Here is a 25,820-nt window from a genome sequence, read left to right as displayed (position 1 = left end):
CGCACCCGGTCGGGCCGTCGCCGTACGCGATGAGGTGCGTACGCTGGGCAGTAAGCACGCCGCGAACACTGAGGAGCACCGTTGAGCAGGTTGCGCTGGCTGACCGCGGGGGAGTCCCACGGTCCCGCACTCGTCGCGACGCTGGAGGGTCTTCCCGCCGGCGTGCCGATCACCACGGACATGGTGGCGGACCATCTCGCGCGGCGGCGCCTGGGCTATGGGCGCGGTGCGCGGATGAAGTTCGAGCGGGACGAGGTCACCTTCCTGGGCGGCGTCCGGCACGGCCTCACTCTCGGCTCGCCGGTCGCGATCATGGTGGGCAACACCGAGTGGCCCAAGTGGGAACAGGTCATGGCGGCCGACCCGGTCGACCCGGAGATCCTGGCCGGCCTCGCGCGCAACGCTCCGCTGACCCGTCCGCGCCCCGGTCATGCGGATCTGGCGGGGATGCAGAAGTACGGCTTCGACGAGGCCCGTCCGATCCTGGAGCGGGCCTCCGCGCGGGAGACGGCGGCGCGGGTGGCGCTCGGGGCGGTGGCGCGGTCGTATCTGAAGGAGACGGCCGGTATCGAGGTCGTCTCGCATGTGGTGGAGCTGGCGGCCGCGAAGGCGCCGTACGGCGTGTACCCGAGGCCGGCGGATGTGGAGAGGCTGGACGCGGATCCGGTGCGCTGCCTGGACGCGGACGCGTCGAAGGCGATGGTCGCGGAGATCGACCAGGCCCACAAGGACGGTGACACCCTCGGCGGCGTGGTCGAGGTGCTGGCCTACGAGGTGCCGGTCGGGCTCGGTTCGCATGTGCACTGGGATCGTCGTCTGGACGCCCGGCTGGCCGCGGCGCTGATGGGCATCCAGGCGATCAAGGGCGTCGAGGTCGGCGACGGCTTCGACCTGGCGCGGGTGCCGGGCTCCGAGGCCCACGACGAGATCGTGGGCACGCCGGAGGGCATCCGGCGGACGTCCGGCCGCTCGGGCGGCACCGAGGGCGGGTTGTCCACGGGTGAGTTGCTGCGGGTGCGGGCGGCGATGAAGCCGATCGCGACGGTGCCGCGGGCGCTGAAGACGGTGGACGTCGTCACGGGCGAGGCCACGGCCGCCCATCACCAGCGTTCGGACGTGTGCGCGGTGCCGGCGGCGGGGATCGTCGCGGAGGCGATGGTGGCGCTGGTGCTGGCGGACGCGGTGGCGGAGAAGTTCGGCGGTGACAGTGTGGCCGAGACCCGCCGCAACGTGCGGTCCTACCTCGACCATCTGGCCATCCGATGAGCCCGCTGATCGTGCTGGTCGGTCCGATGGGGGTGGGCAAGTCCACCGTCGGGCAGCTGCTGGCCGGGCGGCTCGGGGCCGGCTACCGGGACACCGACGACGACATCGTCGCCGCGCAGGGCCGGACCATCGCCGAGATCTTCGTCGAGGAGGGCGAGCCCGCCTTCCGCGCGATCGAGAAGCAGGCCGTGCGCGAGGCACTGGCCGGGCACGACGGCGTGCTGGCGCTGGGCGGCGGCGCCGTCCTCGACCCGGACACGCGCGCGCTGCTCGCCGGGCAGCGCGTGGTCTACCTGTCGATGGACGTCGAAGAGGCGGTCAAGCGCACCGGTCTGAACGCGGCCCGGCCGCTGCTCGCCATCAACCCGCGCAAGCAGTGGCGCGAGCTGATGGAGGCCCGCCGCCACCTCTACGAAGAGGTCGCCACGGCCGTGGTCGCCACCGACGGCCGCACCCCCGAAGAGGTCACCCAAGCCGCCCTGGACGCACTGGAGTTGAAGGAAGCATGAGCGAGGCACTGACCCGGATCCAGGTCGGCGGCACGGCGGGCACCGATCCCTACGAGGTCCTCGTAGGGCGTCAACTCCTCGGCGAGCTGCCCGGGTTGATCGGCAGCAAGGCCAAGCGGGTCGCGATCGTCCACCCCGAGGCACTGGCCGAGACCGGTGACGCCCTGCGCGCCGACCTGGCCGGGCAGGGCTACGAGGCGGTCGCCATCCAGGTGCCCAACGCCGAGGAGGCCAAGACCGCCGAGGTCGCCGCCTACTGCTGGAAGGCGCTGGGCCAGTCCGGGTTCACGCGCACGGACGTCATCGTCGGCGTCGGCGGCGGCGCGACGACGGACCTGGCCGGGTTCGTGGCCGCCACCTGGCTGCGCGGGGTGCGCTGGATCGCGATCCCGACGACGGTCCTGGCCATGGTGGACGCGGCCGTCGGCGGCAAGACCGGCATCAACACCGTCGAGGGCAAGAACCTGGTCGGTGCCTTCCACCCGCCCGCCGGTGTGCTCTGCGACCTGGCCGCGCTGGACTCCCTCCCGGTCAACGACTACGTCTCCGGACTCGCGGAGGTCATCAAGGCCGGCTTCATCGCCGACCCGGTGATCCTCGACCTGATCGAGTCCGACCCCGAGGGCGCCCGCACCCCGGCCGGTCCGCACACCGCCGAGCTCATCGAGCGCTCCATCCGGGTCAAGGCCGACGTGGTGTCGTCCGACCTGAAGGAGTCGGGCCTGCGCGAGATCCTCAACTACGGCCACACGCTCGGACACGCGATCGAGAAGAACGAGCGCTACAAGTGGCGGCACGGCGCCGCGGTCTCGGTGGGCATGCACTTCGCCGCCGAACTGGGCCGCCTCGCCGGGCGGCTGGACGACGCCACGGCGGACCGCCACCGCACCGTCCTCGAAGCCGTCGGGCTGCCGCTGCACTACCGGCACGACCAGTGGCCCAAGCTGCTGGAGACCATGAAGGTCGACAAGAAGTCCCGCGGCGATCTGCTGCGCTTCATCGTCCTCGACGGTCTGGCCAAGCCCACGGTTCTGGAAGGACCCGACCCGGCCGTGCTGCTCGCCGCGTACGGCGAAGTCGGACAGTAAGTACCCAGGCGCGCCTTCCGCCCGGAATCGCCTTACGGGGCCGGGCACTTCGGACCGCCCCCGGCCGTTCACACAACACCGGCCGGGGGCGGTACCGTTCGGTAGCAGCGGGTTCCGCCCCCGCTGTTCAGCGCCCATCGCCTGTACGAGACGGAGTGGCACCGGATGCAGCACGCAGTGGGTTCTCCGCTGCCGCCGCCCCACCAGCCGGGGCACGGACCGGCCGTCGGCTGGTCGCCGGCCGCACACCACCCGGGCCCGCAGCACCCGGGTGCGCACCAGGGTTCCGCGCCCGTGCCCCCGCCGCCCCCGGCACCCGGTTATCCCGCGCCTCCGCCCGGGCCGGGCCCGCTCCCGCCGCAGGCCTCCGTCCCCCCGGCGCCGGACACCACCGGCCATGTGCCGCTGCCGCCCGGCGGCCCGGTCGCCATGCCCAGCGCGCCGCCCGCGACGGCGGCCCCCGACCCGGCCGGTACGACGCTCGCGGTGCTGCTCATCGGGCCCGCGGGCGCCGGGAAGACCAGCGTCGCCAAGTACTGGGCGGACCATCGCCGGGTCCCCACGGCGCACATCAGCCTCGACGACGTGCGCGAGTGGGTCCGCTCGGGCTTCGCCGACCCGCAGTCCGGGTGGAACGACAACTCGGAGGCGCAGTACCGCCTCGCCCGCCGCACGTGTGGTTTCGCCGCGCGGAACTTCCTGGCCAACGGCATCTCCTGCATCCTCGACGACGCGGTCTTTCCCGACCGGCCCGTGGTCGGCCTCGGCGGCTGGAAGCGGCACGTCGGGCCGGGTCTGCTGCCGGTCGTCCTCCTGCCCGGGCTGGACATCGTCCTGGAACGCAACGCGGAGCGCACGGGCAATCGGCGGCTGTCGGACGAGGAGGTCGCCCGTATCCATGGGCGGATGGCCGGGTGGTACGGGTCCGGTCTGCCGATCATCGACAACTCGCAGCTGGATGTACCGGAGACGGCGCGGCTCCTGGACGATGTACTGGCCAGGTCCATCGCGAGTCCGCCGAAGTGGTAGCCGGGGTGCGGTTCCAGCTGCGGGCAGTCGTGCCTCCCTCAGTGCCTTAAGGGCCTGGGAGGTACCCAGGGCGGCACGGGTGGGCGCAGCGGCACCCCGGCGCGCCGGCCTGCGCAACGCCCCGGCCTCAGCGCTGACGCCCTGACACTGAGACGCCGGGCTACGGGCCGGTGTACCGCCCAGCCGCCGCGGACAACCCCCACTCGGCCCTCCCGACCGGCGACATCGCCCCGGCGCTCGTAGGCTCGGGTCATGTCAGAGGTGTACGCGGCCCGCCGGACGCGTCTGAGGGAATACTGCAACGCGGGCGGCAGCGCGGCGGCGCTGGTCTCCCGCCCCGCCAATGTGCGCTATCTCGCGGGTGCGGCCCCGCACGGCGCCGTTCTCCTGCTGGGCAAGACCGAGGACCTCCTGGTGTGTGCCGGCCCGACGGCCGACCGCCCCACGCAGGAGCGCCCCGACGAGGCCCTGCGCGTACAGACCCTGCCCGGTGCCGGCGGCGGCGACCCGGCCGTCGCGGCCGCCGGCCTCGCCGCGCGCCAGGGCGCCGACTCCCTCGCAGTGGAGGAGCACCACCTCACCGTGGCCCGGCACCGCGCCCTCGGCTCGGTCGCCCCCCGGCTGCGCCTGGCCAACCTCGGCGGTGCCGTCGAGCAGCTCAGGGTCGTCAAGGACGAGGAGGAGATCTCCTGCCTGCGCATCGGCGCCGAGATCGCCGACCAGGCCCTCGGCGAACTCCTGGAGTCCATCCTCGTCGGGCGGACGGAGCGCCACCTCGCCCTGGAACTCGAAAGGCGCCTCGTGGATCACGGGGCCGACGGCCCGGCCTTCCCCACCTCCGTCGCCACGGGGCCGAACGCCGGACGGCCCGGGCACCGGCCCACCGACCGGCGCGTCGAGGAGGGCGACTTCCTCTCGGTCTGCCTGGGCGCGACCTACCGCGGCTACCGCTGCGAGATCGGCCGTACGTTCGTCATCGGCACGGCCCCCGCGGACTGGCAGGTCGAGCTGTACGACCTGGTCTTCGCGGCGCAGCGCGCGGGACGTGAGAGCCTGGTACCCGGCGCCGCCTGCCGGGACGTCGACCGTGCCGCCCGCCAGGTCCTGGACTCCGCGGGGTACACGGAGGGCCTCACGGCGCTCACCGGACACGGGGTCGGGCTCGAAATCGACGAGGACCCTCAATTGAGTCCTGCGGCCATGGGTAAACTGGACGCTTGCGTGCCGGTCACCGTCGAGCCTGGGGTCCACCTCCCGGGCCGGGGCGGTGTCCGGATCGATGACACGCTCGTCGTCCGCCCAGAGGCGGACGGCGGACCCGAGCTACTCACCATCACGACCAAGGAGCTGCTCGCCCTGTAGGCAGGTGCGTGCCCCGGGGTCGTACGTCAGTCCAGGAGATTCCGCAACCGTGGCTTCCACGAACGACCTCAAGAACGGCATGGTGCTCAAGCTCGAAGGCGGCCAGCTCTGGTCCGTCGTCGAGTTCCAGCACGTCAAGCCCGGTAAGGGCCCGGCCTTCGTGCGCACCAAGCTCAAGAACGTGCTCTCCGGCAAGGTCGTCGACAAGACCTTCAACGCCGGCGTCAAGGTCGAAACGGCCACCGTCGACAAGCGCGACATGCAGTTCTCCTACATGGACGGCGAGTACTTCGTCTTCATGGACATGGAGACCTACGACCAGCTCATGGTCGACCGCAAGGCCGTCGGCGACGCCGCCAACTTCCTCGTCGAGGGCTTCACGGCCACGGTCGCCCAGCACGAGGGCGAGGTGCTCTTCGTCGAGCTGCCGGCCGCCGTCGAGCTGACCGTCCAGGAGACCGAGCCGGGCGTCCAGGGCGACCGCTCCACCGGCGGCACCAAGCCCGCCACGCTGGAGACCGGCCACCAGATCCAGGTCCCGCTCTTCATCACCACCGGTGAGAAGATCAAGGTCGACACCCGCACCAGCGACTACCTCGGCCGGGTGAACAGCTAACCGTGGCTGCCCGCAACACGGCCCGCAAGCGCGCCTTCCAGATCCTCTTCGAGGGCGACCAGCGCGGCGCCGAGGTCCTCACGGTCCTCGCCGACTGGGTCCGGCTCTCCCGGGCCGACACCCGGCAGCCGCCGGTGAGCGAGTACACGATGGAACTGGTCGAGGGCTACGCGCAGCACGCGAAGCGCATCGACGAGCTCATCGCCCAGTACTCGGTCGGCTGGACGCTCGACCGGATGCCGGTCGTCGACCGCAACATCCTGCGGCTCGGCGCCTATGAGCTGATCTGGGTCGACGAGACCCCGGACGCCGTTGTCCTCGACGAGATGGTGCAGCTGGCGAAGGAGTTCTCCACGGACGAGTCGCCCTCGTTCGTGAACGGCCTGCTCGGACGGCTGAAGGAGCTCAAGCCCTCGCTCCGCCGCGACGAGGTCTGAGAGACAGACAGACAGAACGCCGGAGGGCCCGCAGCAGCGTGACTGCCGCGGGCCCTCCGGCGTTCCCGTGCCGTCGAGGGCTGCCAGGCCCTCACAACGGCGCCGGGGCGGCCGAAACCCATACGGTTTCGGCCACCCCGGCGGCACGTTTCTGCTGGCCCCTCCGCTGCTCCCGGGAGCGGTCAGCCCTCCTCGTGGGCCGCCACCGCGCGGCGCGCGTCCGCGTCGAGGACACCCCAGCTGATCAGCTGTTCGGTGAGGACCGAGGGCGACTGGTCGTAGATGACGGCGAGTGTGCGCAGGTCGTCCTGGCGGATCGAGAGCACCTTGCCGTTGTAGTCACCGCGCTGCGACTGGATCGTGGCCGCGTAGCGCTGAAGCGGGCCCGCCTTCTCGGCCGGCACCGTGGCCAGCCGCTCCAGGTCCAGGACCAGCTTCGGCGGCGGCTCGGCGGCGCCGCCCGGGGTCGTGCCCGGGAGCAGCTCCTGCACCGGAACGCCGTAGAAGTCCGCCAGCTCGGCAAGGCGCTGCACGGTCACGGCACGGTCGCCGCGCTCGTACGAACCGACCACGACCGCCTTCCAGCGTCCCTGGGACTTCTCCTCGACACCGTGGAGGGAAAGGCCCTGCTGGGTGCGGATCGCCCGGAGCTTGGCCCCGAGCTGTTTGGCGTATTCGCTGGACATATAGCTCCCCGGCACTGTGTCGACGCGTCTGGCGTGGGTGCCAGGCCGCGCGGCTGGTAACTCACTGTGAGGTTACGCAGCGTTACTCTGCCGCGTCAAGCCGAATGGTCCGCACCGACTCTTCCGTGGTATCGGCACTCTGTTAGGCCGAGTGGGTGATCCGAGGGGGCCGTCCGGGCGACGGCGAGGGCCTGCTACCGTGGATGGCGCAATCCCGACGTCCTTTAAGGTCCGTCCCGTGAGGCGGAGAAGGAGGTCCGTTTCGTATGGACACGCACGACTCGCAGTCCGATGCCCGGCCCGTTCTCGAAGGGCCCGACATCGCGCGGGTACTGACCCGCATCGCCCACGAGATCGTCGAACGCGCCAAAGGCGCCGACGACGTGGTGCTCCTCGGCATTCCGACCCGGGGCGTCTTCCTCGCCCGGCGGATCGCCGACAAGCTCGAGCAGATCACCGAGCGCAAGGTTCCGTGCGGCTCGCTCGACATCACCATGTACCGCGACGACCTGCGCATGCACCCGCCGCGTGCGCTGGCCCGCACCGAGATCCCCGGTGACGGCATCGACGGCAAGCTGGTCGTCCTCGTCGACGACGTCCTCTTCTCCGGCCGCACCATCCGCGCCGCCCTCGACGCCCTGAACGACATCGGGCGCCCGCGCGCGGTGCAGCTCGCCGTCCTCGTCGACCGCGGTCACCGCGAACTGCCCATCCGCGCCGACTACGTCGGCAAGAACCTCCCCACGTCGTTGCGGGAGACGGTCAAGGTCCAGCTCGCCGAGGAGGACGGTCGCGACACCGTGCTGCTCGGTGCCAAGCCGACCGCCCAGTAGCGCTTCAGGCGTGCGCCCCTGTCGTGCGCCGGCTCAGTGCGCGCCCTCGCGCGCCCGTCTGCCCCGATTCTCCCGTTTGAACTGCCTTACGGAGCCTGACAGATGCAGCGTCATCTCATCTCGGCCGCCGACCTCACCCGCGACGACGCCGTCCTGATCCTCGACACCGCCGAGGAGATGGCCCGGGTCGCCGACCGGCCGATCAAGAAGCTGCCGACCCTGCGCGGCCGCACGATCGTCAACCTCTTCTTCGAGGACTCCACCCGGACCCGGATCTCCTTCGAGGCCGCCGAGAAGCGGCTGTCCGCGGACGTCATCAACTTCTCCGCCAAGGGGTCGAGCGTCTCCAAGGGCGAGTCCCTGAAGGACACCGCCCAGACGCTGGAGGCCATGGGCGTCGACGCCGTCGTCATACGGCACGGCGCCTCGGGAGCCCCGTACCGGCTGGCGAACTCCGGCTGGATCGACGCGGTCGTCGTCAACGCCGGCGACGGCACCCACCAGCACCCCACCCAGGCCCTGCTGGACGCCTTCACCATGCGCCGCCGCCTGATCGGCCCGGACGCCGGGATCGGCCAGGACCTCGACGGCAAGCGCATCACGATCGTCGGCGACGTCCTGCACAGCCGGGTCGCCCGCTCCAACGTCGACCTGCTGCACACCCTCGGCGCCGAGGTCACCCTCGTCGCCCCGCCGACCCTGCTGCCGGTCGGCATCGAGACCTGGCCCTGCGAGGTGTCGTACGACCTCGACAGCACGTTGCCCAAGTCCGACGCGGTGATGATGCTGCGCGTGCAGCGCGAGCGCATGAACGCCGCCTTCTTCCCGACCGAGCGCGAGTACTCCCGCCGCTACGGTCTCGACGGCGACCGCATGGCGCGGATGCCCGAGCACGCCATCGTGATGCACCCCGGCCCGATGGTCCGCGGTATGGAGATCACCGCCGAGGTCGCCGACTCCGACCGCTGCACCGTCGTCGAGCAGGTGGCGAACGGGGTGTCCATCCGGATGGCCGTTCTGTACCTGCTGCTCGGTGGCAACGAGCCCGCCGTCACCCACCCCCGTACCGAGGAGAAGTAAGACAGATGAGCAAGATCCTGATCCGTGGTGCGAAGGTGCTCGGCGGCGAGCCGCAGGACGTGCTGATCGACGGCGGGACCATCGCCGAGGTGGGTGCCGCTCTGAGCGCCGAGGGCGCGGAGGTCGTCGAGGCCGAGGGCAAGGTGCTGCTGCCGGGCCTGGTCGACCTGCACACGCATCTGCGCGAGCCGGGCCGTGAGGACTCCGAGACCGTCCTCACCGGTACGCGCGCCGCGGCCTCCGGCGGCTACACCACCGTGTTCGCCATGGCCAACACCTTCCCGGTCGCCGACACCGCCGGCGTCGTCGAGCAGGTCTGGCGGCTCGGCAAGGAGCACGGCTACTGCGACGTCCAGCCCATCGGTGCCGTCACCGTCGGACTGGAGGGCCGCAAGCTCGCCGAGCTGGGCGCCATGCACGAGTCGGCCGCCGGGGTCACCGTCTTCTCCGACGACGGCAAGTGCGTCCACGACGCCGTGATCATGCGCCGCGCCCTGGAGTACGTGAAGGCCTTCGGCGGTGTCGTCGCGCAGCACGCTCAGGAGCCGCGGCTGACCGAGGGCGCCGAGATGAACGAGGGCGTGGTCTCCGCCGAGCTGGGGCTCGGGGGCTGGCCCGCGGTGGCCGAAGAATCGATCATCGCCCGGGATGTCCTGCTCGCCGAGCACGTCGGCTCCCGCGTCCACATCTGCCACCTGTCGACCGCCGGGTCCGTCGAGATCGTCCGCTGGGCCAAGTCCCGCGGTATCGCCGTCACCGCCGAGGTCACCCCGCACCACCTGCTCCTCACCGACGAGCTGGTCCGCACGTACAACCCCGTCTACAAGGTCAACCCGCCGCTGCGCACCGAGCGCGACGTGATGGCCCTGCGCGAGGCGCTCGCCGACGGCACGATCGACATCGTCGCCACCGACCACGCCCCGCACCCGCACGAGGACAAGGACTGCGAGTGGGCCGCGGCCGCCATGGGGATGGTCGGCTTGGAGACCGCGTTGTCAGTGGTGCAGGAGACGATGGTCGACACGGGTCTGCTGGACTGGGCCGGCGTCGCCGACCGGATGTCCGTCAAGCCCGCGCAGATCGGACAGGCCACGGGCCACGGCCGTCCCGTCTCGGCAGGTGAGCCCGCCAACCTCACCCTGGTCGACACGGCATACCGTGGGCTCGTGGAACCCGCGGGCTTCGCCTCGCGCAGCCGCAACACCCCCTACGAGGGGCGTGAGCTGCCGGGCCGTGTGACGCACACGTGGCTGCGGGGCAAGGCCACGCTCGTCGACGGGAAGCTCACGTGACACCTGTACTGCTGCTGGCCGCCGAGAAGGAATCGGCGCAAGTGACCGACTGGGCCGCCCGCATCGGCTGGGTCGTCGGCCTCGCCCTGTTCGTCGCGCTCGTCTACTGGCTGATGCGCGAGGGCTGGAAGTGGCGCGGCACCCTCCAGGGCGACCTGCCCGAGCTGCCCGTCACCCCGGACGAGACGGGCCCGGAGCGCCTGACGATGAGCGGCCGCTACCACGGCTCCACCACGGCCGGGCAGTGGCTCGACCGCATCGTCGCGCACGGCCTGGGCACCCGCAGCCGCGCCGAGCTGACCCTCACGGACGCCGGACTGGACGTCGTACGCCCCGGGGCGAGCGACTTCTTCGTCCCGGCCGCACAGCTGCGCGAGGCCCGGCTCGACAAGGGCATCGCCGGCAAGGTGCTCACCGAAGGCGGCCTGCTCGTCGTCACCTGGGAGCACGGCGACCGGCTGATCGACTCCGGCTTCCGCTCCGACCACGCGGCCGAGCACAACGAGTGGGCCGACACCATCAACTCCATGATCGAAACGAACAGCAGGGAAGGCGCCGAACGATGACCACCTCCACCAGGGGAGCCGCCAAAACTCCCGCCGTACTCGTCCTGGAGGACGGCCGGGTCTTCCGCGGCCGTGCCTACGGGGCCGTGGGGGAGACCTTTGGCGAAGCGGTGTTCTCCACCGGCATGACCGGCTACCAGGAGACCCTCACCGACCCCTCGTACCACCGCCAGGTCGTGGTGATGACCGCCCCGCACGTCGGCAACACCGGCGTCAACGACGAGGACCCCGAGTCCAAGCGCATCTGGGTCTCCGGGTACGTCGTGCGCGACCCCGCGCGCGTGCCGTCCAACTGGCGCTCGCGGCGCTCGCTGGACGAGGAGCTGGCGGCGCAGGGCGTCGTCGGCATCTCCGGAATCGACACCCGGGCCCTCACGCGCCACCTGCGCGAGCGCGGCGCCATGCGCGTCGGCATCTTCAGCGGCGACGCCGTCCGGGACGACAGCGCACTCCTCGCGCGCGTGCAGGAAGCCCCGCAGATGAAGGGCGCGAACCTCTCCGCCGAGGTCGCCACCACCGAGCCGTACGTCGTCCCGGCGATCGGCGAGAAGAAGTTCACGGTCGCCGCCGTCGACCTCGGCATCAAGGGCATGACCCCGCACCGCATGGCCGAGCGCGGCATCGAGGTGCACGTGCTCCCGGCCACCGCCACCGTCGAGGACGTCTACGCTTTGAACCCGGACGGCGTGTTCTTCTCCAACGGCCCCGGCGACCCCGCCACCGCCGACCACCCCGTCTCCGTGATGCAGGGCGTCCTGGAGCGCGGCACGCCGCTGTTCGGCATCTGCTTCGGCAACCAGATCCTGGGCCGCGCGCTCGGCTTCGGCACCTACAAGCTGAAGTACGGCCACCGCGGCATCAACCAGCCCGTGCAGGACCGTACGACCGGCAAGGTCGAGGTCACCGCGCACAACCACGGCTTCGCCGTCGACGCCCCGCTCGACCAGGTCTCCGAGACCCCGTTCGGCCGCGCCGAGGTGTCCCACGTCTGCCTGAACGACAACGTGGTGGAGGGGCTCCAGCTCCTCGACCGCCCCGCCTTCAGTGTCCAGTACCACCCCGAAGCGGCAGCCGGCCCGCACGACGCCGCCTACCTGTTCGACCGCTTCGTTTCCCTGATGGAGGGCCAGCGTGCCTAAGCGCACCGATATCCAGTCCGTCCTGGTCATCGGCTCCGGCCCGATCGTCATCGGCCAGGCCGCCGAGTTCGACTACTCCGGCACGCAGGCGTGCCGCGTCCTGAAGGCCGAGGGCCTCAGGGTCATCCTGGTGAACTCCAACCCGGCGACGATCATGACCGACCCGGAGATCGCCGACGCCACCTACGTCGAGCCCATCACCCCCGAGTTCGTCGAGAAGATCATCGCCAAGGAGCGCCCGGACGCGCTGCTGCCCACCCTGGGCGGCCAGACGGCCCTCAACACCGCGATCTCCCTGCACGAGTCGGGGACGCTCGACAAGTACGGTGTCGAGCTGATCGGCGCCAACGTCGAGGCGATCCACAAGGGCGAGGACCGCGACCAGTTCAAGGAGGTCGTGGAGGAGGTCCGCAAGAAGATCGGCCACGGCGAGTCCGCCCGGTCCTACATCTGCCACTCCATGGACGACGTCCTCAGGGGCGTCGAGGAGCTCGGCGGCTACCCGGTCGTCGTCCGCCCGTCCTTCACCATGGGCGGCGCCGGCTCCGGCTTCGCCCACGACGAGGAGGAGCTGCGCCGCATCGCCGGCCAGGGCCTCACGCTCTCCCCGACCACCGAGGTGCTCCTGGAGGAGTCCATCCTCGGCTGGAAGGAGTACGAGCTGGAGCTGATGCGCGACAAGCACGACAACGTCGTGGTCGTCTGCTCCATCGAGAACTTCGACCCCATGGGCGTGCACACCGGCGACTCCATCACCGTCGCCCCGGCGATGACGCTCACCGACCGCGAGTACCAGACCCTCCGCGACATCGGCATCGCCGTGATCCGCGAGGTCGGCGTCGACACCGGCGGCTGCAACATCCAGTTCGCCGTGAACCCCGAGGACGGCCGGGTCATCGTCATCGAGATGAACCCGCGCGTGTCGCGCTCCTCGGCGCTCGCCTCCAAGGCCACCGGCTTCCCGATCGCCAAGATCGCCGCCAAGCTCGCCGTCGGCTACACGCTGGACGAGATCCCGAACGACATCACGCAGGAGACCCCGGCCTCCTTCGAGCCGACGCTCGACTACGTGGTCGTGAAGGCCCCGCGCTTCGCCTTCGAGAAGTTCCCGAGCGCGGACTCCACCCTGACCACCACCATGAAGTCGGTCGGCGAGGCCATGGCCATCGGCCGCAACTTCACCGAGGCCTTCCAGAAGGCCCTGCGCTCGCTGGAGAAGAAGGGCAGCCAGTTCACCTTCGTCGGCGACCCCGGCGACAAGGACGAGCTGCTCCGTGAGGCGGTCCGCCCCACCGACGGCCGGATCAACGCGGTCATGCAGGCCATCCGCGCGGGCGCCACGCCCGAGGAGGTCTTCGAGTACACGAAGATCGACCCCTGGTTCGTCGACCAGCTCTTCCTGATCAAGGAGATCGCGGACGAGCTGGCCGAGGCGCCCGAGCTCACGCCCGGCCTGCTCGCCGAGGCCAAGCGGCACGGCTTCTCCGACACGCAGATCGGCGAGATCCGCGGCCTGCGCGAGGACGTCGTCCGCGAGGTCCGGCACGCGCTCGGCGTCCGCCCGGTCTACAAGACGGTCGACACCTGCGCCGCCGAGTTCGCCGCGAAGACGCCGTACTTCTACTCCTCCTACGACGAGGAGACCGAGGTCGCGCCCCGCGAGAAGCCGGCCGTCATCATCCTGGGCTCCGGCCCGAACCGCATCGGCCAGGGCATCGAGTTCGACTACTCCTGCGTCCACGCCTCCTTCGCGCTCAGCGACGCGGGCTACGAGACCGTGATGGTCAACTGCAACCCGGAGACCGTCTCCACGGACTACGACACCTCCGACCGCCTGTACTTCGAGCCGCTGACGCTCGAGGACGTGCTGGAGATCGTCCACGCCGAGCAGCAGGCCGGCCCGGTCGCGGGCGTCGTCGTCCAGCTCGGCGGCCAGACCCCGCTCGGCCTGTCGCAGGCGCTGAAGGACAACGGCGTGCCGATCGTCGGCACCTCCCCGGAGGCCATCCACGCCGCCGAGGACCGGGGCGCCTTCGGCCGGGTCCTGAAGGAGGCCGGCCTCCCCGCCCCCAAGCACGGCACGGCCACGACCTTCGCCGAGGCCAAGGCCATCGCCGACGAGATCGGCTACCCGGTCCTGGTGCGTCCCTCGTACGTCCTCGGCGGGCGCGGCATGGAGATCGTCTACGACGAGACGCGCCTGGAGGCGTACATCGCCGAGTCGACGGAGATCAGCCCGTCCCGTCCGGTCCTGGTCGACCGGTTCCTGGACGACGCGATCGAGATCGACGTCGACGCGCTCTACGACGGCGAGGAGCTGTACCTCGGCGGCGTCATGGAGCACATCGAGGAGGCCGGCATCCACTCCGGCGACTCGGCGTGCGCCCTGCCCCCGATCACGCTCGGCGGCTTCGACATCAAGCGCCTGCGCGCCTCCACGGAGGGCATCGCCAAGGGCGTCGGGGTGCGCGGCCTGATCAACATCCAGTTCGCGCTGGCGGGCGACATCCTCTACGTCCTGGAGGCCAACCCGCGCGCCTCGCGCACCGTCCCCTTCACCTCGAAGGCGACCGCGGTGCCGCTGGCGAAGGCCGCCGCCCGGATCTCCCTGGGCGCGACCATCGCCGAACTGCGCGCCGAGGGCCTGCTCCCGGCCACCGGCGACGGCGGCGAGCTGCCCTTCGACGCGCCGATCTCCGTGAAGGAGGCCGTCATGCCGTGGTCGCGCTTCCGCGACATCCACGGCCGCGGCGTCGACACGGTCCTCGGCCCGGAGATGCGCTCCACGGGCGAGGTCATGGGCATCGACTCCGTCTTCGGCACGGCGTACGCCAAGTCGCAGGCGGGCGCCTACGGCCCGCTGCCCACCAAGGGCCGGGCGTTCATCTCGGTCGCCAACCGCGACAAGCGCTCGATGATCTTCCCGGCGCGGGAGCTGGTCGCGCACGGCTTCGAGCTGCTCGCCACCTCCGGCACGGCCGAGGTCCTCAAGCGCAACGGCATCAACGCCACGATCGTGCGCAAGCAGTCCGAGGGCACCGGCCCGAACGGCGAGAAGACCATCGTCCAGCTCATCCACGACGGCGAGGTCGACCTCATCGTCAACACCCCGTACGGCACCGGTGGCCGCCTCGACGGCTACGACATCCGCACGGCGGCCGTGGCACGCTCCGTGCCCTGCCTGACGACGGTCCAGGCGCTCGCGGCGGCGGTCCAGGGCATCGACGCCCTCAACCGCGGTGACGTGGGCGTCCGATCGCTCCAGGAACACGCGGAACACCTGACAGCGGCCCGCGACTAGCAGCCCCGAGGGGGACACCGGAAACGGTGTCCCCCTCTTCGTGAGGACACCCATGTCTTCGTGAGGACACCATGTACAAGATCTTCTTCAGTCTGCTCTTCAAGCGGATGGACCCGGAGCAGGCCCACCACCTGGCTTTCCGCTGGATCCGCCTGGCCGCCCGCGTGCCCGTGCTGCGCACCTTCCTCGCGGCGGCCCTCGCGCCCCGCCACAAGGAACTGCGCACGGAGGCCTTCGGGCTGCGGATGCACGGCCCCTTCGGGCTCGCCGCGGGCTTCGACAAGAACGCCGTCGGCATCGACGGCATGGCGATGCTCGGCTTCGACCACGTCGAGATCGGCACGGTCACCGGCGAGCCGCAGCCCGGCAACCCCAAGCAGCGGCTGTTCCGCCTGGTCAAGGACCGGGCGTTGATCAACCGCATGGGCTTCAACAACGACGGATCGCTCCGCGTCGCCGCCCGCCTGGCCTCCCGGACGCCCGTCTTCAAGACCGTCGTCGGCGTCAACATCGGCAAGACCAAGGTCGTACCCGAGGAGGAGGCCGTCACGGACTACGTGAAGTCCGCCGAGCGGCTGGCGCCCTACGCCGACTACCTCGTGGTCAACGTCTCCTCCCCGAACACCCCCGGCCTGCGCAACCTCCAGGCCACACAGGCGCTGCGGCCCCTGCTGAGCGCCGTCCGCGAGGCCGCCGACCGCACGGTTCCGGCGCGGCGCGTCCCGCTCCTGGTCAAGATCGCGCCGGACCTCGCCGACGAGGACATCGACGCCGTCGCCGACCTCGCCGTGGAACTCGGCCTGGACGGGATCATCGCCACGAACACGACCATCGCGCGCGAGGGACTCGGCCTGAGGTCCGACCCCTCCCTGGTCGAGGAGACCGGCGGCCTGTCCGGCGCGCCCCTGAAGGAACGCTCCCTGGAGGTCCTGCGCCGCCTCTACGCGCGCGTGGGCGACCGCATCACCCTGGTGGGCGTCGGGGGCGTCGAGAACGCCGAGGACGCCTGGCAGCGCATCCTGGCCGGTGCCACGCTGGTCCAGGGCTACAGCGCCTTCATCTACGAGGGGCCCTTCTACGCCCGCACCATCCACAAGGGGCTCGCCGCGCGCCTGCGCACCAGCCCGTACGCCACGCTCGCCGACGCGGTGGGCGCCGACGTGAGGAAGACGGCATGAGTGGTCTCGAACCCTTCGGCGTCCGGCTGCGCCGCGCCATGGACGAGCGCGGCCCGCTCTGCGTCGGCATCGACCCGCACGCCTCCCTGCTCGCCGAGTGGGGCCTCGACGACGACGTGACGGGCCTGGAGCGGTTCAGCCGCACGGTCGTCGAGGCGGTGGCCGACCGGGTCGCCGTGCTCAAGCCGCAGAGCGCGTTCTTCGAGCGGTTCGGCTCGCGCGGCGTCGCCGTCCTGGAGAAGTCGGTCGCCGAGGCGCGGGCGGCGGGCGCGCTCGTCGTGATGGACGCCAAGCGCGGCGACATCGGCTCGACCATGGCCGCGTACGCCGAGTCCTTCCTGCACAAGGACGCCCCGCTGTTCTCCGACGCGCTGACCGTCTCGCCCTACCTGGGCTACGGCTCGCTCAGCCCGGCCGTCGCGCTGGCCCGGGAGAGCGGGGCCGGGCTGTTCGTGCTGGCGCTGACCTCCAACCCGGAGGGCGGCGAGGTCCAGCACGCCGTGCGCTCCGACGGCCGCAACGTCGGAGCGACCATGCTCGCGCACCTGTCCGCCGAGAACGCGGGGGAGGAGCCCCTGGGGTCCTTCGGCGCCGTCGTCGGCGCGACCCTCGGCGATCTGTCGTCGTACGACCTGGACATCAACGGCCCGCTCCTCGCGCCCGGCATCGGTGCCCAGGGGGCGACGCCGGCCGATCTTCCCGGGGTCTTCGGGGCGGCGGTGCGCAATGTCGTGCCGAACGTCAGCCGGGGAGTGCTACGCCACGGTCCCCACGCGGTCGCGCTGCGTGACGCCGCGGAACGCTTCGCGGAGGAGATCCGGCACGCCGTGGCCTCCTCCTGACCTCCTCCTGACCTCCTCCCGACCCCTTCCAGGCCTCTTCCGGAGTCCTCCGATGAGTGGTCCGGGGCACGCTTGAGCCTGAATACATCCTCAAATCCGGGGCAGTATGTCCTAAATGTCCGTTGAGATGAAGGCTGACCAGGACTTTTCCGCTGTTCTCGCTGACTCTGGCGGACTTGCCCGCTAGTCTCCGACGAGAGTGAACGGGCAAGCGTGTTGCTCGTGGCTCCCCAGGTGTGGGGCGACTAGGTTCCTCACCGGTCCGTATCCGACAGTTCGACATCCGAGGTGACGTAGGCGTGGCTCTTCCGCCCCTTACCCCTGAACAGCGCGCAGCCGCGCTCGAAAAGGCCGCCGCGGCTCGCCGGGAGCGGGCCGAGGTCAAGAATCGACTCAAGCACTCCGGCGCCTCTCTTCACGAGGTCATCAAGCAGGGCCAGGAGAACGACGTCATCGGCAAGATGAAGGTCTCCGCCCTCCTCGAGTCCCTGCCGGGCGTGGGCAAGGTCCGCGCCAAGCAGATCATGGAGCGACTCGGTATCTCCGAGAGCCGCCGCGTGCGGGGTCTCGGTTCCAACCAGATCGCCTCCCTTGAGCGTGAGTTCGGCAGCACCGGCTCCTGAACCGGGAACTCCGGGGGAGCGAGTCCCGGGCACTCCGGGTTTGCTGGATAATCGCTGCATGGCTGCAACACCCCGGGGGACCACCCCCGTGCCCCCGGACGTACGTCCGCGGCTGACCGTGCTCTCCGGCCCCTCCGGGGTCGGCAAGAGCACGGTCGTCGCCCATATGCGCAAGGAACATCCCGAGGTCTGGCTCTCGGTGTCGGCGACGACCCGCAAGCCCCGGCCCGGCGAGAAGCACGGAGTCCACTACTTCTTCGTCACCGACGACGAGATGGACAAGCTGATCGCCAACGGCGAACTGCTGGAGTGGGCCGAGTTCGCGGGCAACCGCTACGGCACGCCGCGTGCGGCCGTGCAGGAGCGCCTGGAGAAGGGCGAGCCCGTACTCCTCGAGATCGACCTCCAGGGCGCCCGGCTGGTCCGGGAGTCGATGCCCGAGGCCCAGCTGGTGTTCCTGGCTCCCCCCTCCTGGGAGGAGCTCGTGCGCAGACTCACCGGGCGCGGCACCGAACCGCCCGAGGTCATCGAGCGCCGGCTCGATGCGGCGAAGATCGAACTGGCCGCCGAGCCCGAGTTCGATACGACCCTGGTCAACACCTCCGTCGAGGACGTGGCTCGCGAGCTGCTAGCCTTGATGGACGTGGTGTGACCATCGCTGATCGTTTCAGGGTCTCGCTGATCATCCCGACAGAATCTTTCCCATCCATCGGAAGGTAGAGCGTGTCCTCTTCCATCTCCGCGCCCGAGGGCATCATCAACCCGCCGATCGACGAGCTCCTCGAGGCCACCGACTCGAAGTACAGCCTCGTGATCTACGCGGCCAAGCGGGCCCGCCAGATCAACGCGTACTACTCGCAGCTCGGCGAGGGTCTCCTCGAGTACGTCGGTCCTCTCGTCGACACCCACGTCCACGAGAAGCCGCTCTCGATCGCCCTTCGCGAGATCAACGCGGGGCTGCTGACGTCCGAGGCCGTCGAGGGCCCGGCGCAGTAAGTGCTGTTTACAGCTTGACGCTGACTTTTCCACAGGCCCGGCAGGCCGACTGCCGGGCCTGTGGTGTGTCATGGAGTCGTACGGTGTGCCGGTTGCCGAGGTCCGGGGAGAGACGTGGACAAGCCGAAGGTCGTTCTGGGGGTCAGTGGCGGCATCGCCGCGTACAAGGCCTGTGAGCTGCTGCGGCGGCTGACGGAGTCGGGCCATGACGTGCGCGTCGTCCCCACCGCCTCCGCGCTGCACTTCGTCGGCGCCGCCACCTGGTCCGCGCTCTCCGGAAACCCGGTCTCCACCGAGGTGTGGGACGAGGTGCACGAGGTCCCGCACGTCCGCATCGGACAGCACGCCGACCTGGTCGTCGTCGCCCCCGCCACCGCCGACATGCTCGCCAAGGCGGCCCACGGCCTCGCCGACGACCTCCTCACCAACACCCTGCTCACCGCCCGCTGCCCGGTCGTCTTCGCCCCCGCCATGCACACGGAGATGTGGGAGCACCCGGCCACCCAGGAGAACGTGGCGACGCTGCGCCGCCGCGGCGCCCTCGTCATCGAACCGGCCGTGGGCCGCCTCACCGGCGTCGACACCGGCAAGGGCCGGCTGCCCGACCCCGGCGAGATCTTCGAGGTCTGCCGCCGGGTGCTGGCCCGGGGCGGGGCCGAGCCCGACCTGAAGGGCCGGCATGTCGTGGTCAGCGCCGGCGGCACCCGCGAGCCCCTGGACCCCGTCCGGTTCCTCGGCAACCGCTCCTCCGGCAAGCAGGGCTACGCCCTCGCCCGCACCGCGGCGGCCCGCGGCGCGCGCGTCACGCTGATCGCGGCCAACAGTGCCCTGCCCGACCCGGCCGGCGTGGACGTCGTGCCCGTGGGCACCGCCGTGCAGCTGCGCGAGGCGGTGCTGCAGGCGGCCGCCGACGCCGACGCGGTGGTCATGGCGGCGGCGGTGGCGGACTTCCGCCCGGCGGTGTACGCGGCCGGGAAGATCAAGAAGAAGGACGGCCAGGAGCCGGAGCCGATCACCCTGGTGCGGAATCCGGACATCCTCGCGGAGATCTCCACCGAGCGCGCCCGCCCCGGGCAGGTGATCGTCGGCTTCGCGGCGGAGACCGACGACGTGCTCGCCAACGGCCGCGCGAAACTGAAGCGCAAGGGCTGCGATCTGCTGGTGGTGAACGAGGTCGGCGAGAGCAGAACCTTCGGTTCCGAGGAGAACGAGGCCGTCGTCCTCGGCACCGACGGAAGTGAGACCGCGGTGCCGCACGGCCCCAAGGAAGCCCTGGCCGAGACCGTGTGGGACCTGGTGGTCGAGCGTCTCCGCTGATGTTTCAGTCGCCCTGCGACACGGTGAAACCCGGCCGATCGGGGCGTGGCGCCTCTGGCCAACGCAGCTCGGCATTGGGCAGAATGCCCGTGCCGCAGGTCACAGCACTTCCGAGTGGCGAGACAGGGGGGCCGTGGCCGAAGCGTGACCGATAAACTGTTCCACGGACGGCGCCGGGTGCAGCCCCCGCCGTCCGCCAATGATCAGCCAGCAGCCGCTGCAACCCCAGGGAGCGTTGTGTCCCGTCGTCTGTTCACCTCGGAGTCCGTGACCGAGGGTCACCCCGACAAGATCGCTGACCAGATCAGCGACACCATTCTCGACGCGCTGCTCCGCGAGGACCCGACGTCCCGGGTCGCCGTCGAGACCTTGATCACGACCGGCCTGGTGCACGTGGCCGGCGAGGTCACCACCAAGACGTACGCGGACATCGCGACGCTGGTCCGGAGCAAGATCCTCGAAATCGGCTACGACTCCTCGAAGAAGGGCTTCGACGGCGCCTCCTGCGGTGTCTCGGTGTCGATCGGCGCGCAGTCCCCGGACATCGCCCAGGGCGTGGACACGGCGTACGAGTCCCGTGTCGAGGGCGACGAGGACGAGCTCGACAAGCAGGGCGCGGGCGACCAGGGCCTGATGTTCGGCTACGCGACGGACGAGACGCCGACGCTGATGCCGCTGCCGATCTTCCTGGCCCACCGCCTGTCGAAGCGCCTGTCCGACGTGCGCAAGAACGGCACGATCCCCTACCTGCGCCCGGACGGCAAGACGCAGGTCACCATCGAGTACGACGGCGACAAGGCGGTCCGCCTGGACACCGTCGTGGTCTCCTCGCAGCACGCCTCCGACATCGACCTGGACTCGCTCCTGGCTCCGGACATCAAGGAGTTCGTCGTCGACCCGGAGCTCAAGGCGCTGCTCGACGAGGGCATCAAGATCGACACGGAGAACTACCGCCTCCTGGTCAACCCCACCGGCCGCTTCGAGATCGGCGGCCCGATGGGTGACGCCGGCCTGACCGGCCGCAAGATCATCATCGACACCTACGGCGGCATGGCCCGCCACGGCGGCGGCGCCTTCTCGGGCAAGGACCCGTCCAAGGTCGACCGCTCCGCGGCGTACGCGATGCGCTGGGTGGCCAAGAACGTGGTCGCCGCGGGTCTCGCCACCCGCTGCGAGGTCCAGGTGGCGTACGCCATCGGCAAGGCCGAGCCGGTCGGTCTGTTCGTCGAGACCTTCGGCACCGCCAAGGTCGACACGGAGAAGATCGAGAAGGCGATCGACGAGGTCTTCGACCTCCGCCCGGCCGCCATCATCCGCGACCTCGACCTGCTCCGCCCGATCTACTCCCAGACGGCGGCCTACGGCCACTTCGGCCGTGAGCTTCCCGAGTTCACCTGGGAGCGGACGGACCGCGTGGACGCGCTGCGCAAGGCCGTGGGTCTGTAGGTCCCAGCAGGACGGCGGGGCCGCGAGCCCGACGCCGCCGCGGTACCTCGCGAGGCCCGGCACCCTTCGGGGCGCCGGGCCTCGTCGTGCGTCCGCCGTGCGGGCGGCGGGTACTCGGGGCCCGCCGGATGTCAGTGGCGTTTGGTAAGAATGCAAGCGTGAGCAGCGAGAACGAACAGGCGGGAGGCGGCGCGGAGGGTGCGCCGCCCGAGCAGCTCGCGCTCATCCGGGAGAGTGTGCGCAAGGCCAAGACCCCCCGGGCCAAGCCGCGGACCTGGCGGGGGGCCGCGCTCGCCAAGGAGCTGCCCGTCGCGCGGGTGCTCGTCGACAAGGGCGTGCTCCATCTCGACCGGTACTTCGACTACGCCGTGCCCGAGGAGCTGGACGAGCAGGCCCAGCCGGGCGTCCGGGTGCGGGTGCGGTTCGGGGCCGGGCGGCACCGGGTGCGGGACGGGCGGCGCGAGGGCGGCGGGCTGATCGACGGGTTCCTCGTCGAGCGGCTGGCCGAGTCCGACTACTCCGGGCCGCTGGCCGCCCTCGCCCAGGTCGTGTCGCCCGAGCGGGTGCTGAGCGAGGAACTGCTCGGGCTGACCCGGGCGGTCGCCGACCGGTACGCGGGCAGCCTCGCCGACGTCCTGCAACTCGCGGTGCCGCCGCGTAACGCCCGGGCCGAGCAGCGCCCCTCGCCCGCACCGCTGCCGCCGTCTCCGGCGCCCGAGGCGGGCTCCTGGCAGCGGTACGAGCAGGGGGAGGCCTTCCTGGAGTCGCTGGCCTCGGGCGGTGCGCCACGGGCCGTGTGGAACGCCCTGCCCGGCCCGGAGTGGAGCGAGGAGCTGGCCCGGGCCGTCGGGGCGACGCTGGCCTCCGGCCGCGGCGCGCTCGTGGTCCTGCCCGACGGGCGGGCGGTCGCGCGGGTCGACGCCGCCCTGACCGCCCTGCTGGGGGAGGGGCGGCACGCCGTGCTCACCGCCGACGCGGGACCCGAGAAGCGGTACGCGCAGTGGCTCGCGGTCCGGCGGGGCTCCGTCCGGGCCGTGATCGGGACCCGGGCCGCGATGTTCGCACCGGTCCAGGACCTCGGGCTGGTCGCCATCTGGGACGACGGGGACGACAGCCACAGCGAGCAGCACGCCCCGCAGCCTCACGCACGTGAAGTGCTGTTGCTGCGGGCCGCCCAGGACAGGTGCGGCTTCCTGCTGGGCAGCTGGGGCTGCACGGTGGAGGCCGCGCAGCTCGTCGAGAGCGGATGGGCGCGCCCGCTGGTCGCCGGGCGTGACCAGGTGCGCGCCACCGCCCCGCTCGTCCGCACCGTCGGGGACGGGGACCTCGCACGGGACGAGGCCGCCCGGGCCGCCCGGCTGCCGACCCTCGCCTGGCAGGTCGTCAGGGAGGGACTGCGGCACGGCCCGGTGCTGGTGCAGGTGCCCCGGCGGGGATACGTGCCGCGCATGGCCTGTGCCAACTGCCGGGCGCCCGCGCGGTGCCGGCACTGCTCCGGACCGCTGGAGACGCGGGACGGCGGCGCGTTGTGCTGCGGGTGGTGCGGCCGTGAGGAGAGCGGCTGGCACTGCCCGGAGTGCGGCGCCTTCCGGCTGCGCGCGTCGGTGGTGGGTGCCCGGCGGACCGCCGAGGAACTCGGACGGGCCTTCCCCGCGGTTCCGGTGCGGACCTCGGGTCGTGAACACGTGCTCGACACCGTGCCGGGGGCGCCCGCGCTGGTGGTGAGTACGCCGGGGGCCGAGCCCGTCGCCGAGGGCGGCTATGCGGCGGCGCTGCTGCTGGACGGGTGGGCCATGCTCGGGCGGCCCGACCTGCGGGCCGGCGAGGACGCGTTGCGGCGGTGGATCGCGGCCGGCGCGCTCGTCCGGCCGCAGCCGGCCGGCGGGCACGGTGGTGGTCGTGGCCGAGCCGACGCTGCGGCCCGTCCAAGCTCTCGTGCGGTGGGATCCCGTCGGTCACGCGGTGCGGGAACTCGCCGAGCGGGCCGAGTTGGGGTTTCCGCCGGTGTCGCGGATGGCGGCCGTGTCGGGGCCGGCGGAGGCGGTGGCCGAGTTTCTCCGTGCGGCAGAACTGCCCCCGGAGGCCGAGGTGCTGGGGCCGGTGCCGTTGCCCGTCCCCGCGGCGGGGCGACCGCGGCGGGCGGGGGCGCCGCCGCCCGGGGAGCAGTGGGAGCGGGCGTTGGTCAGGGTGCCGCCGGGGAAGGGTGCCGCGCTGGCCGGTGCGCTGAAGGCGGCGCAGGCCGCGCGGATGGCCCGGGGGAGTGCGGAGCCTGTCTGGGTGCGGATCGATCCGGCTGACATCGGGTGAGCCGGTGGCTGCGGTCGTGCCTGCCGCTGTTCGTTGCCTCGATATGACGCTGCCCTCCCGGACGCATCGGGAGGGCAGCGGCCTGTCGGGGCGGGATGCGGCTCAGCCGTTGCGCGGGCTGGGGAAGGCCGTCGACCTCGCCTCGTCGCGGAGGGCCGGGCTGCCCGCCGTCGGCTGGGTGGGCATGGAGCGGGCCGCCGGGACTGTCGGGACCGTGGGGAGGCCGGTGTTCACACTGACCGTGCGGGAGCCCGACGGCTCCGGTGTGCGCTCCGCCTCGGCCGCGGCAGGCTGGGGCGTGGCCCGGCGGGCGCCGTAACGGCGGTGGACCGCCTGTTTGGTGACTCCGAGCGCGGAGCCCACCGCGTCCCACGAGAAGCCGAGTGAGCGGTCGAAGTCCACGGCCGCCGTGACCAGGGTCTCGACGCTGTCCCGCAGCTCCTGGGCGAGACGTACCGTCGGGGCGGGGGCGCGTCCGTAGACGACGAAGCCCGTGGAGGGGCCGGAGCGGCGCGGGCGGTAGACGTTGCCCAACTGGGCGGTGAGTGTGCGCAGTGCGTCCACCTGCCGGCGGACCCGCTCGATGTCCCGCACCAGCAAGTGCAGGCTGGCCCGAGCCTGGGCGTCGTGGGTTGCGTGGTCGGCCATGAACAAGCCTCTCGAACCGGCGTTGAAAGGAATGGGCCGCGATCGCGGCCCGATGTGGTCAACTCTGTCTTGACCAACGCGGATTCGCTCCGCGGGTCACGGTGTGGGGGCGTGGGGGCACATGCGTGCGCCCGTTTGCGCGGGGTGTGCGCCTCGGCCTGCGGCCTTCGGCTTTGGTCTCCCACCCGCGCACCGCCCGTAACTGTCTGTCGAGTGGCCCGGCTCTCCCGTGGGTGGCCGGGCGCCGTCGGCGGCTTTCCGTGTCCGGCTCATAGACTTGGGCGTTGCCCGTCGTCGTCCCCACCCGAGAGGCCCCCACCACCCCATGAAGCTCGTCTTCGCCGGTACACCCGAGGTCGCCGTTCCCGCTCTGGACGCTCTTCTCGCCTCCGAGCGGCACGAGGTGGCCGCTGTCGTCACGCGGCCCGACGCGCCGGCCGGGCGGGGGCGCAGGCTTGTCGCGTCGCCCGTCGCCGAGCGGGCGGAGGAGGCCGGGATCGAGGTGCTGAAGCCCGCGAAGCCGAAGGACCCCGAGTTCCTGGAGCGGCTGCGGGAGATCGGGCCGGACTGCTGTCCCGTCGTCGCCTACGGTGCGCTGCTGCCCCGGGTCGCCCTCGACGTCCCGGCCCACGGCTGGGTCAATCTGCACTTCTCCCTGCTGCCGGCCTGGCGCGGTGCCGCGCCCGTGCAGCACGCCATCATGGCCGGGGACGAGATCACCGGGGCTTCCACCTTCCTGATCGAGGAGGGGCTGGACTCCGGGCCGGTGTACGGGACGGTCACCGAGGAGATCCGGCCCACCGACACCAGCGGGGACCTGCTGACGCGGCTGGCCTTCGCCGGTGCGGGGCTGCTCGCGGCGACCATGGACGGGATCGAGGACGGCACGCTGAAGGCCGTACCGCAGCCGGCCGAGGGGATCAGCCTGGCCCCGAAGGTCAACGCCGAGGACGCCCACATCGACTGGAGCGCGCCCGCGCTGCGCGTCGACCGGATGGTGCGGGGCTGCACTCCCGCGCCCGGTGCCTGGACCACCTTCCGCGGTGAGCGGCTCAAGCTCATCCAGGTCACCCCCGTGCCGGACCGGACGGATCTGGCCCCGGGGCGGATCTCCGCCGGGAAGAACAACGTGTACGTCGGCACCGGCTCGTACGCCGTCGAGCTGGTCTGGGTGCAGGCCCAGGGCAAGAAGCCGATGCGGGCGGCGGACTGGGCCCGGGGGGTGCGGATCGCCGAGGGCGAGCGGCTCGGGGGCTGAC

23 protein-coding genes and 1 pseudogene are annotated in these 25,820 nt (G+C 71.5%); 22 read left to right on the top strand and 2 right to left on the bottom strand.

The window, feature by feature from the left end; genetic code table 11:
- The first annotated feature begins 81 nt into the window (after positions 1-81).
- From aroC to nusB, 7 genes are all read left to right on the top strand, one after another.
- Complete coding sequence (gene aroC, locus QF034_RS06810; protein ID WP_307174075.1) at positions 82-1,266, top strand: chorismate synthase; 1,185 nt, start codon at positions 82-84, stop codon at positions 1,264-1,266.
- Entirely contained in the window at positions 1,263-1,775 is a 513-nt protein-coding gene (locus QF034_RS06805; RefSeq protein WP_307174073.1) for a shikimate kinase, read from the top strand. The genes aroC and QF034_RS06805 overlap by 4 nt, the downstream gene beginning before the upstream one ends.
- On the top strand, positions 1,772-2,863 hold the full coding sequence (gene aroB, locus QF034_RS06800; RefSeq protein ID WP_307174072.1) for a 3-dehydroquinate synthase: 1,092 nt from the start codon (positions 1,772-1,774) through the stop codon (positions 2,861-2,863). Before QF034_RS06805 ends, aroB begins: the two co-directional genes overlap by 4 nt.
- A 165-nt stretch (positions 2,864-3,028) precedes the next feature.
- Positions 3,029-3,892: a Pro-rich N-terminal domain-containing protein gene (locus QF034_RS06795; protein ID WP_307174071.1), complete on the top strand. Its 864-nt coding sequence runs from the start codon at positions 3,029-3,031 to the stop codon at positions 3,890-3,892.
- 252 nt (positions 3,893-4,144) lie between these two features.
- Entirely contained in the window at positions 4,145-5,254 is a 1,110-nt protein-coding gene (locus QF034_RS06790; RefSeq protein WP_307174070.1) for an aminopeptidase P family protein, read from the top strand.
- Between the two features lie 49 nt (positions 5,255-5,303).
- The gene (efp, locus tag QF034_RS06785; RefSeq protein WP_010046444.1) at positions 5,304-5,870 is read left to right on the top strand and encodes an elongation factor P; all 567 of its coding nucleotides are present in this window, start codon (positions 5,304-5,306) and stop codon (positions 5,868-5,870) included.
- Positions 5,871-5,872: 2 nt separating this feature from the next.
- Positions 5,873-6,307 carry a transcription antitermination factor NusB gene (gene nusB / locus QF034_RS06780; RefSeq protein WP_274814998.1) on the top strand — a complete coding sequence of 145 codons (435 nt, stop codon included), beginning with the start codon at positions 5,873-5,875 and terminating at the stop codon, positions 6,305-6,307.
- Positions 6,308-6,489: 182 nt separating this feature from the next.
- Here the strand turns inward: nusB and bldD are convergent, their stop codons facing one another.
- Positions 6,490-6,993: a transcriptional regulator BldD gene (bldD, locus tag QF034_RS06775; RefSeq protein WP_086562148.1), complete on the bottom strand. Its 504-nt coding sequence runs from the start codon at positions 6,991-6,993 to the stop codon at positions 6,490-6,492.
- A gap of 266 nt (positions 6,994-7,259) precedes the next feature.
- On the opposite strand from bldD, the gene pyrR reads away from it, so the two are divergent.
- The 14 genes and pseudogenes from pyrR to QF034_RS06705 all read left to right on the top strand — a co-directional run bounded on the left by pyrR (position 7,260) and on the right by QF034_RS06705 (position 23,913).
- Positions 7,260-7,826 (top strand): bifunctional pyr operon transcriptional regulator/uracil phosphoribosyltransferase PyrR, encoded by a 567-nt coding sequence (gene pyrR, locus QF034_RS06770; RefSeq protein ID WP_086840123.1) that lies wholly within the window; start codon positions 7,260-7,262, stop codon positions 7,824-7,826.
- A 102-nt stretch (positions 7,827-7,928) separates the two neighbouring features.
- Positions 7,929-8,906 (top strand): aspartate carbamoyltransferase catalytic subunit, encoded by a 978-nt coding sequence (locus QF034_RS06765; protein WP_307174069.1) that lies wholly within the window; start codon positions 7,929-7,931, stop codon positions 8,904-8,906.
- A 5-nt stretch (positions 8,907-8,911) separates the two neighbouring features.
- On the top strand, positions 8,912-10,198 hold the full coding sequence (locus QF034_RS06760; RefSeq protein ID WP_307174068.1) for a dihydroorotase: 1,287 nt from the start codon (positions 8,912-8,914) through the stop codon (positions 10,196-10,198).
- Complete coding sequence (locus QF034_RS06755) at positions 10,195-10,764, top strand: PH-like domain-containing protein (protein ID WP_307174067.1); 570 nt, start codon at positions 10,195-10,197, stop codon at positions 10,762-10,764. The genes QF034_RS06760 and QF034_RS06755 overlap by 4 nt, the downstream gene beginning before the upstream one ends.
- Entirely contained in the window at positions 10,761-11,903 is a 1,143-nt protein-coding gene (gene carA, locus QF034_RS06750; RefSeq protein ID WP_307174066.1) for a glutamine-hydrolyzing carbamoyl-phosphate synthase small subunit, read from the top strand. Before QF034_RS06755 ends, carA begins: the two co-directional genes overlap by 4 nt.
- Positions 11,896-15,204 carry a carbamoyl-phosphate synthase large subunit gene (gene carB, locus QF034_RS06745; RefSeq protein WP_307174065.1) on the top strand — a complete coding sequence of 1,103 codons (3,309 nt, stop codon included), beginning with the start codon at positions 11,896-11,898 and terminating at the stop codon, positions 15,202-15,204. Before carA ends, carB begins: the two co-directional genes overlap by 8 nt.
- Before the next feature lie 71 nt (positions 15,205-15,275).
- Entirely contained in the window at positions 15,276-16,382 is a 1,107-nt protein-coding gene (locus tag QF034_RS06740; RefSeq protein WP_307174064.1) for a quinone-dependent dihydroorotate dehydrogenase, read from the top strand.
- Positions 16,379-17,224 (top strand): orotidine-5'-phosphate decarboxylase, encoded by an 846-nt coding sequence (pyrF, locus tag QF034_RS06735; RefSeq protein WP_307174063.1) that lies wholly within the window; start codon positions 16,379-16,381, stop codon positions 17,222-17,224. Before QF034_RS06740 ends, pyrF begins: the two co-directional genes overlap by 4 nt.
- A gap of 299 nt (positions 17,225-17,523) precedes the next feature.
- Positions 17,524-17,847 carry an integration host factor gene (locus QF034_RS06730; protein WP_003977346.1) on the top strand — a complete coding sequence of 108 codons (324 nt, stop codon included), beginning with the start codon at positions 17,524-17,526 and terminating at the stop codon, positions 17,845-17,847.
- A 58-nt stretch (positions 17,848-17,905) separates the two neighbouring features.
- Entirely contained in the window at positions 17,906-18,499 is a 594-nt protein-coding gene (gene gmk, locus QF034_RS06725) for a guanylate kinase (protein WP_086562157.1), read from the top strand.
- Positions 18,500-18,570: 71 nt separating this feature from the next.
- Positions 18,571-18,843, top strand: coding sequence for a DNA-directed RNA polymerase subunit omega (gene rpoZ / locus QF034_RS06720; protein WP_003988945.1), 273 nt, complete (start codon positions 18,571-18,573; stop codon positions 18,841-18,843).
- Between the two features lie 114 nt (positions 18,844-18,957).
- Entirely contained in the window at positions 18,958-20,160 is a 1,203-nt protein-coding gene (gene coaBC, locus QF034_RS06715; protein ID WP_307174062.1) for a bifunctional phosphopantothenoylcysteine decarboxylase/phosphopantothenate--cysteine ligase CoaBC, read from the top strand.
- Between the two features lie 237 nt (positions 20,161-20,397).
- The gene (metK, locus tag QF034_RS06710; RefSeq protein WP_086562159.1) at positions 20,398-21,606 is read left to right on the top strand and encodes a methionine adenosyltransferase; all 1,209 of its coding nucleotides are present in this window, start codon (positions 20,398-20,400) and stop codon (positions 21,604-21,606) included.
- A 158-nt stretch (positions 21,607-21,764) separates the two neighbouring features.
- Positions 21,765-23,913 (top strand): annotated as a pseudogene (locus tag QF034_RS06705) (primosomal protein N').
- A 102-nt stretch (positions 23,914-24,015) separates the two neighbouring features.
- Here the strand turns inward: QF034_RS06705 and QF034_RS06700 are convergent.
- Positions 24,016-24,561 (bottom strand): hypothetical protein, encoded by a 546-nt coding sequence (locus tag QF034_RS06700; RefSeq protein ID WP_307174061.1) that lies wholly within the window; start codon positions 24,559-24,561, stop codon positions 24,016-24,018.
- Positions 24,562-24,886: 325 nt separating this feature from the next.
- Between QF034_RS06700 and fmt the strand changes: the two genes are divergently transcribed.
- Positions 24,887-25,819: a methionyl-tRNA formyltransferase gene (gene fmt / locus QF034_RS06695; protein ID WP_307174060.1), complete on the top strand. Its 933-nt coding sequence runs from the start codon at positions 24,887-24,889 to the stop codon at positions 25,817-25,819.
- Position 25,820: the final 1 nt, after the last annotated feature.

The sequence above is a fragment of the Streptomyces africanus genome, assembly GCF_030816955.1.
GTDB lineage: Bacteria > Actinomycetota > Actinomycetes > Streptomycetales > Streptomycetaceae > Streptomyces > Streptomyces africanus.
Note: the sequence above shows the minus strand (reverse complement) of the source record. Positions and strands in the feature narration are given on the sequence as shown.

What these genes read in the sequence shown, in the direction of transcription:
- QF034_RS06700 (WP_307174061.1), bottom strand. Translation starts at nt 24,561, where the DNA reads ATGGCCGACCACGCAACCCACGACGCCCAGGCTCGGGCCAGCCTGCAC.
- QF034_RS06760 (WP_307174068.1), top strand. Translation starts at nt 8,912, where the DNA reads ATGAGCAAGATCCTGATCCGTGGTGCGAAGGTGCTCGGCGGCGAGCCG.
- QF034_RS06790 (WP_307174070.1), top strand. Translation starts at nt 4,145, where the DNA reads ATGTCAGAGGTGTACGCGGCCCGCCGGACGCGTCTGAGGGAATACTGC.
- aroB (WP_307174072.1), top strand. Translation starts at nt 1,772, where the DNA reads ATGAGCGAGGCACTGACCCGGATCCAGGTCGGCGGCACGGCGGGCACC.
- gmk (WP_086562157.1), top strand. Translation starts at nt 17,906, where the DNA reads ATGGCTGCAACACCCCGGGGGACCACCCCCGTGCCCCCGGACGTACGT.
- QF034_RS06765 (WP_307174069.1), top strand. Translation starts at nt 7,929, where the DNA reads ATGCAGCGTCATCTCATCTCGGCCGCCGACCTCACCCGCGACGACGCC.
- pyrF (WP_307174063.1), top strand. Translation starts at nt 16,379, where the DNA reads ATGAGTGGTCTCGAACCCTTCGGCGTCCGGCTGCGCCGCGCCATGGAC.
- pyrR (WP_086840123.1), top strand. Translation starts at nt 7,260, where the DNA reads ATGGACACGCACGACTCGCAGTCCGATGCCCGGCCCGTTCTCGAAGGG.
- bldD (WP_086562148.1), bottom strand. Translation starts at nt 6,993, where the DNA reads ATGTCCAGCGAATACGCCAAACAGCTCGGGGCCAAGCTCCGGGCGATC.
- QF034_RS06795 (WP_307174071.1), top strand. Translation starts at nt 3,029, where the DNA reads ATGCAGCACGCAGTGGGTTCTCCGCTGCCGCCGCCCCACCAGCCGGGG.
- carA (WP_307174066.1), top strand. Translation starts at nt 10,761, where the DNA reads ATGACCACCTCCACCAGGGGAGCCGCCAAAACTCCCGCCGTACTCGTC.
- QF034_RS06740 (WP_307174064.1), top strand. Translation starts at nt 15,276, where the DNA reads ATGTACAAGATCTTCTTCAGTCTGCTCTTCAAGCGGATGGACCCGGAG.
- QF034_RS06805 (WP_307174073.1), top strand. Translation starts at nt 1,263, where the DNA reads ATGAGCCCGCTGATCGTGCTGGTCGGTCCGATGGGGGTGGGCAAGTCC.
- fmt (WP_307174060.1), top strand. Translation starts at nt 24,887, where the DNA reads ATGAAGCTCGTCTTCGCCGGTACACCCGAGGTCGCCGTTCCCGCTCTG.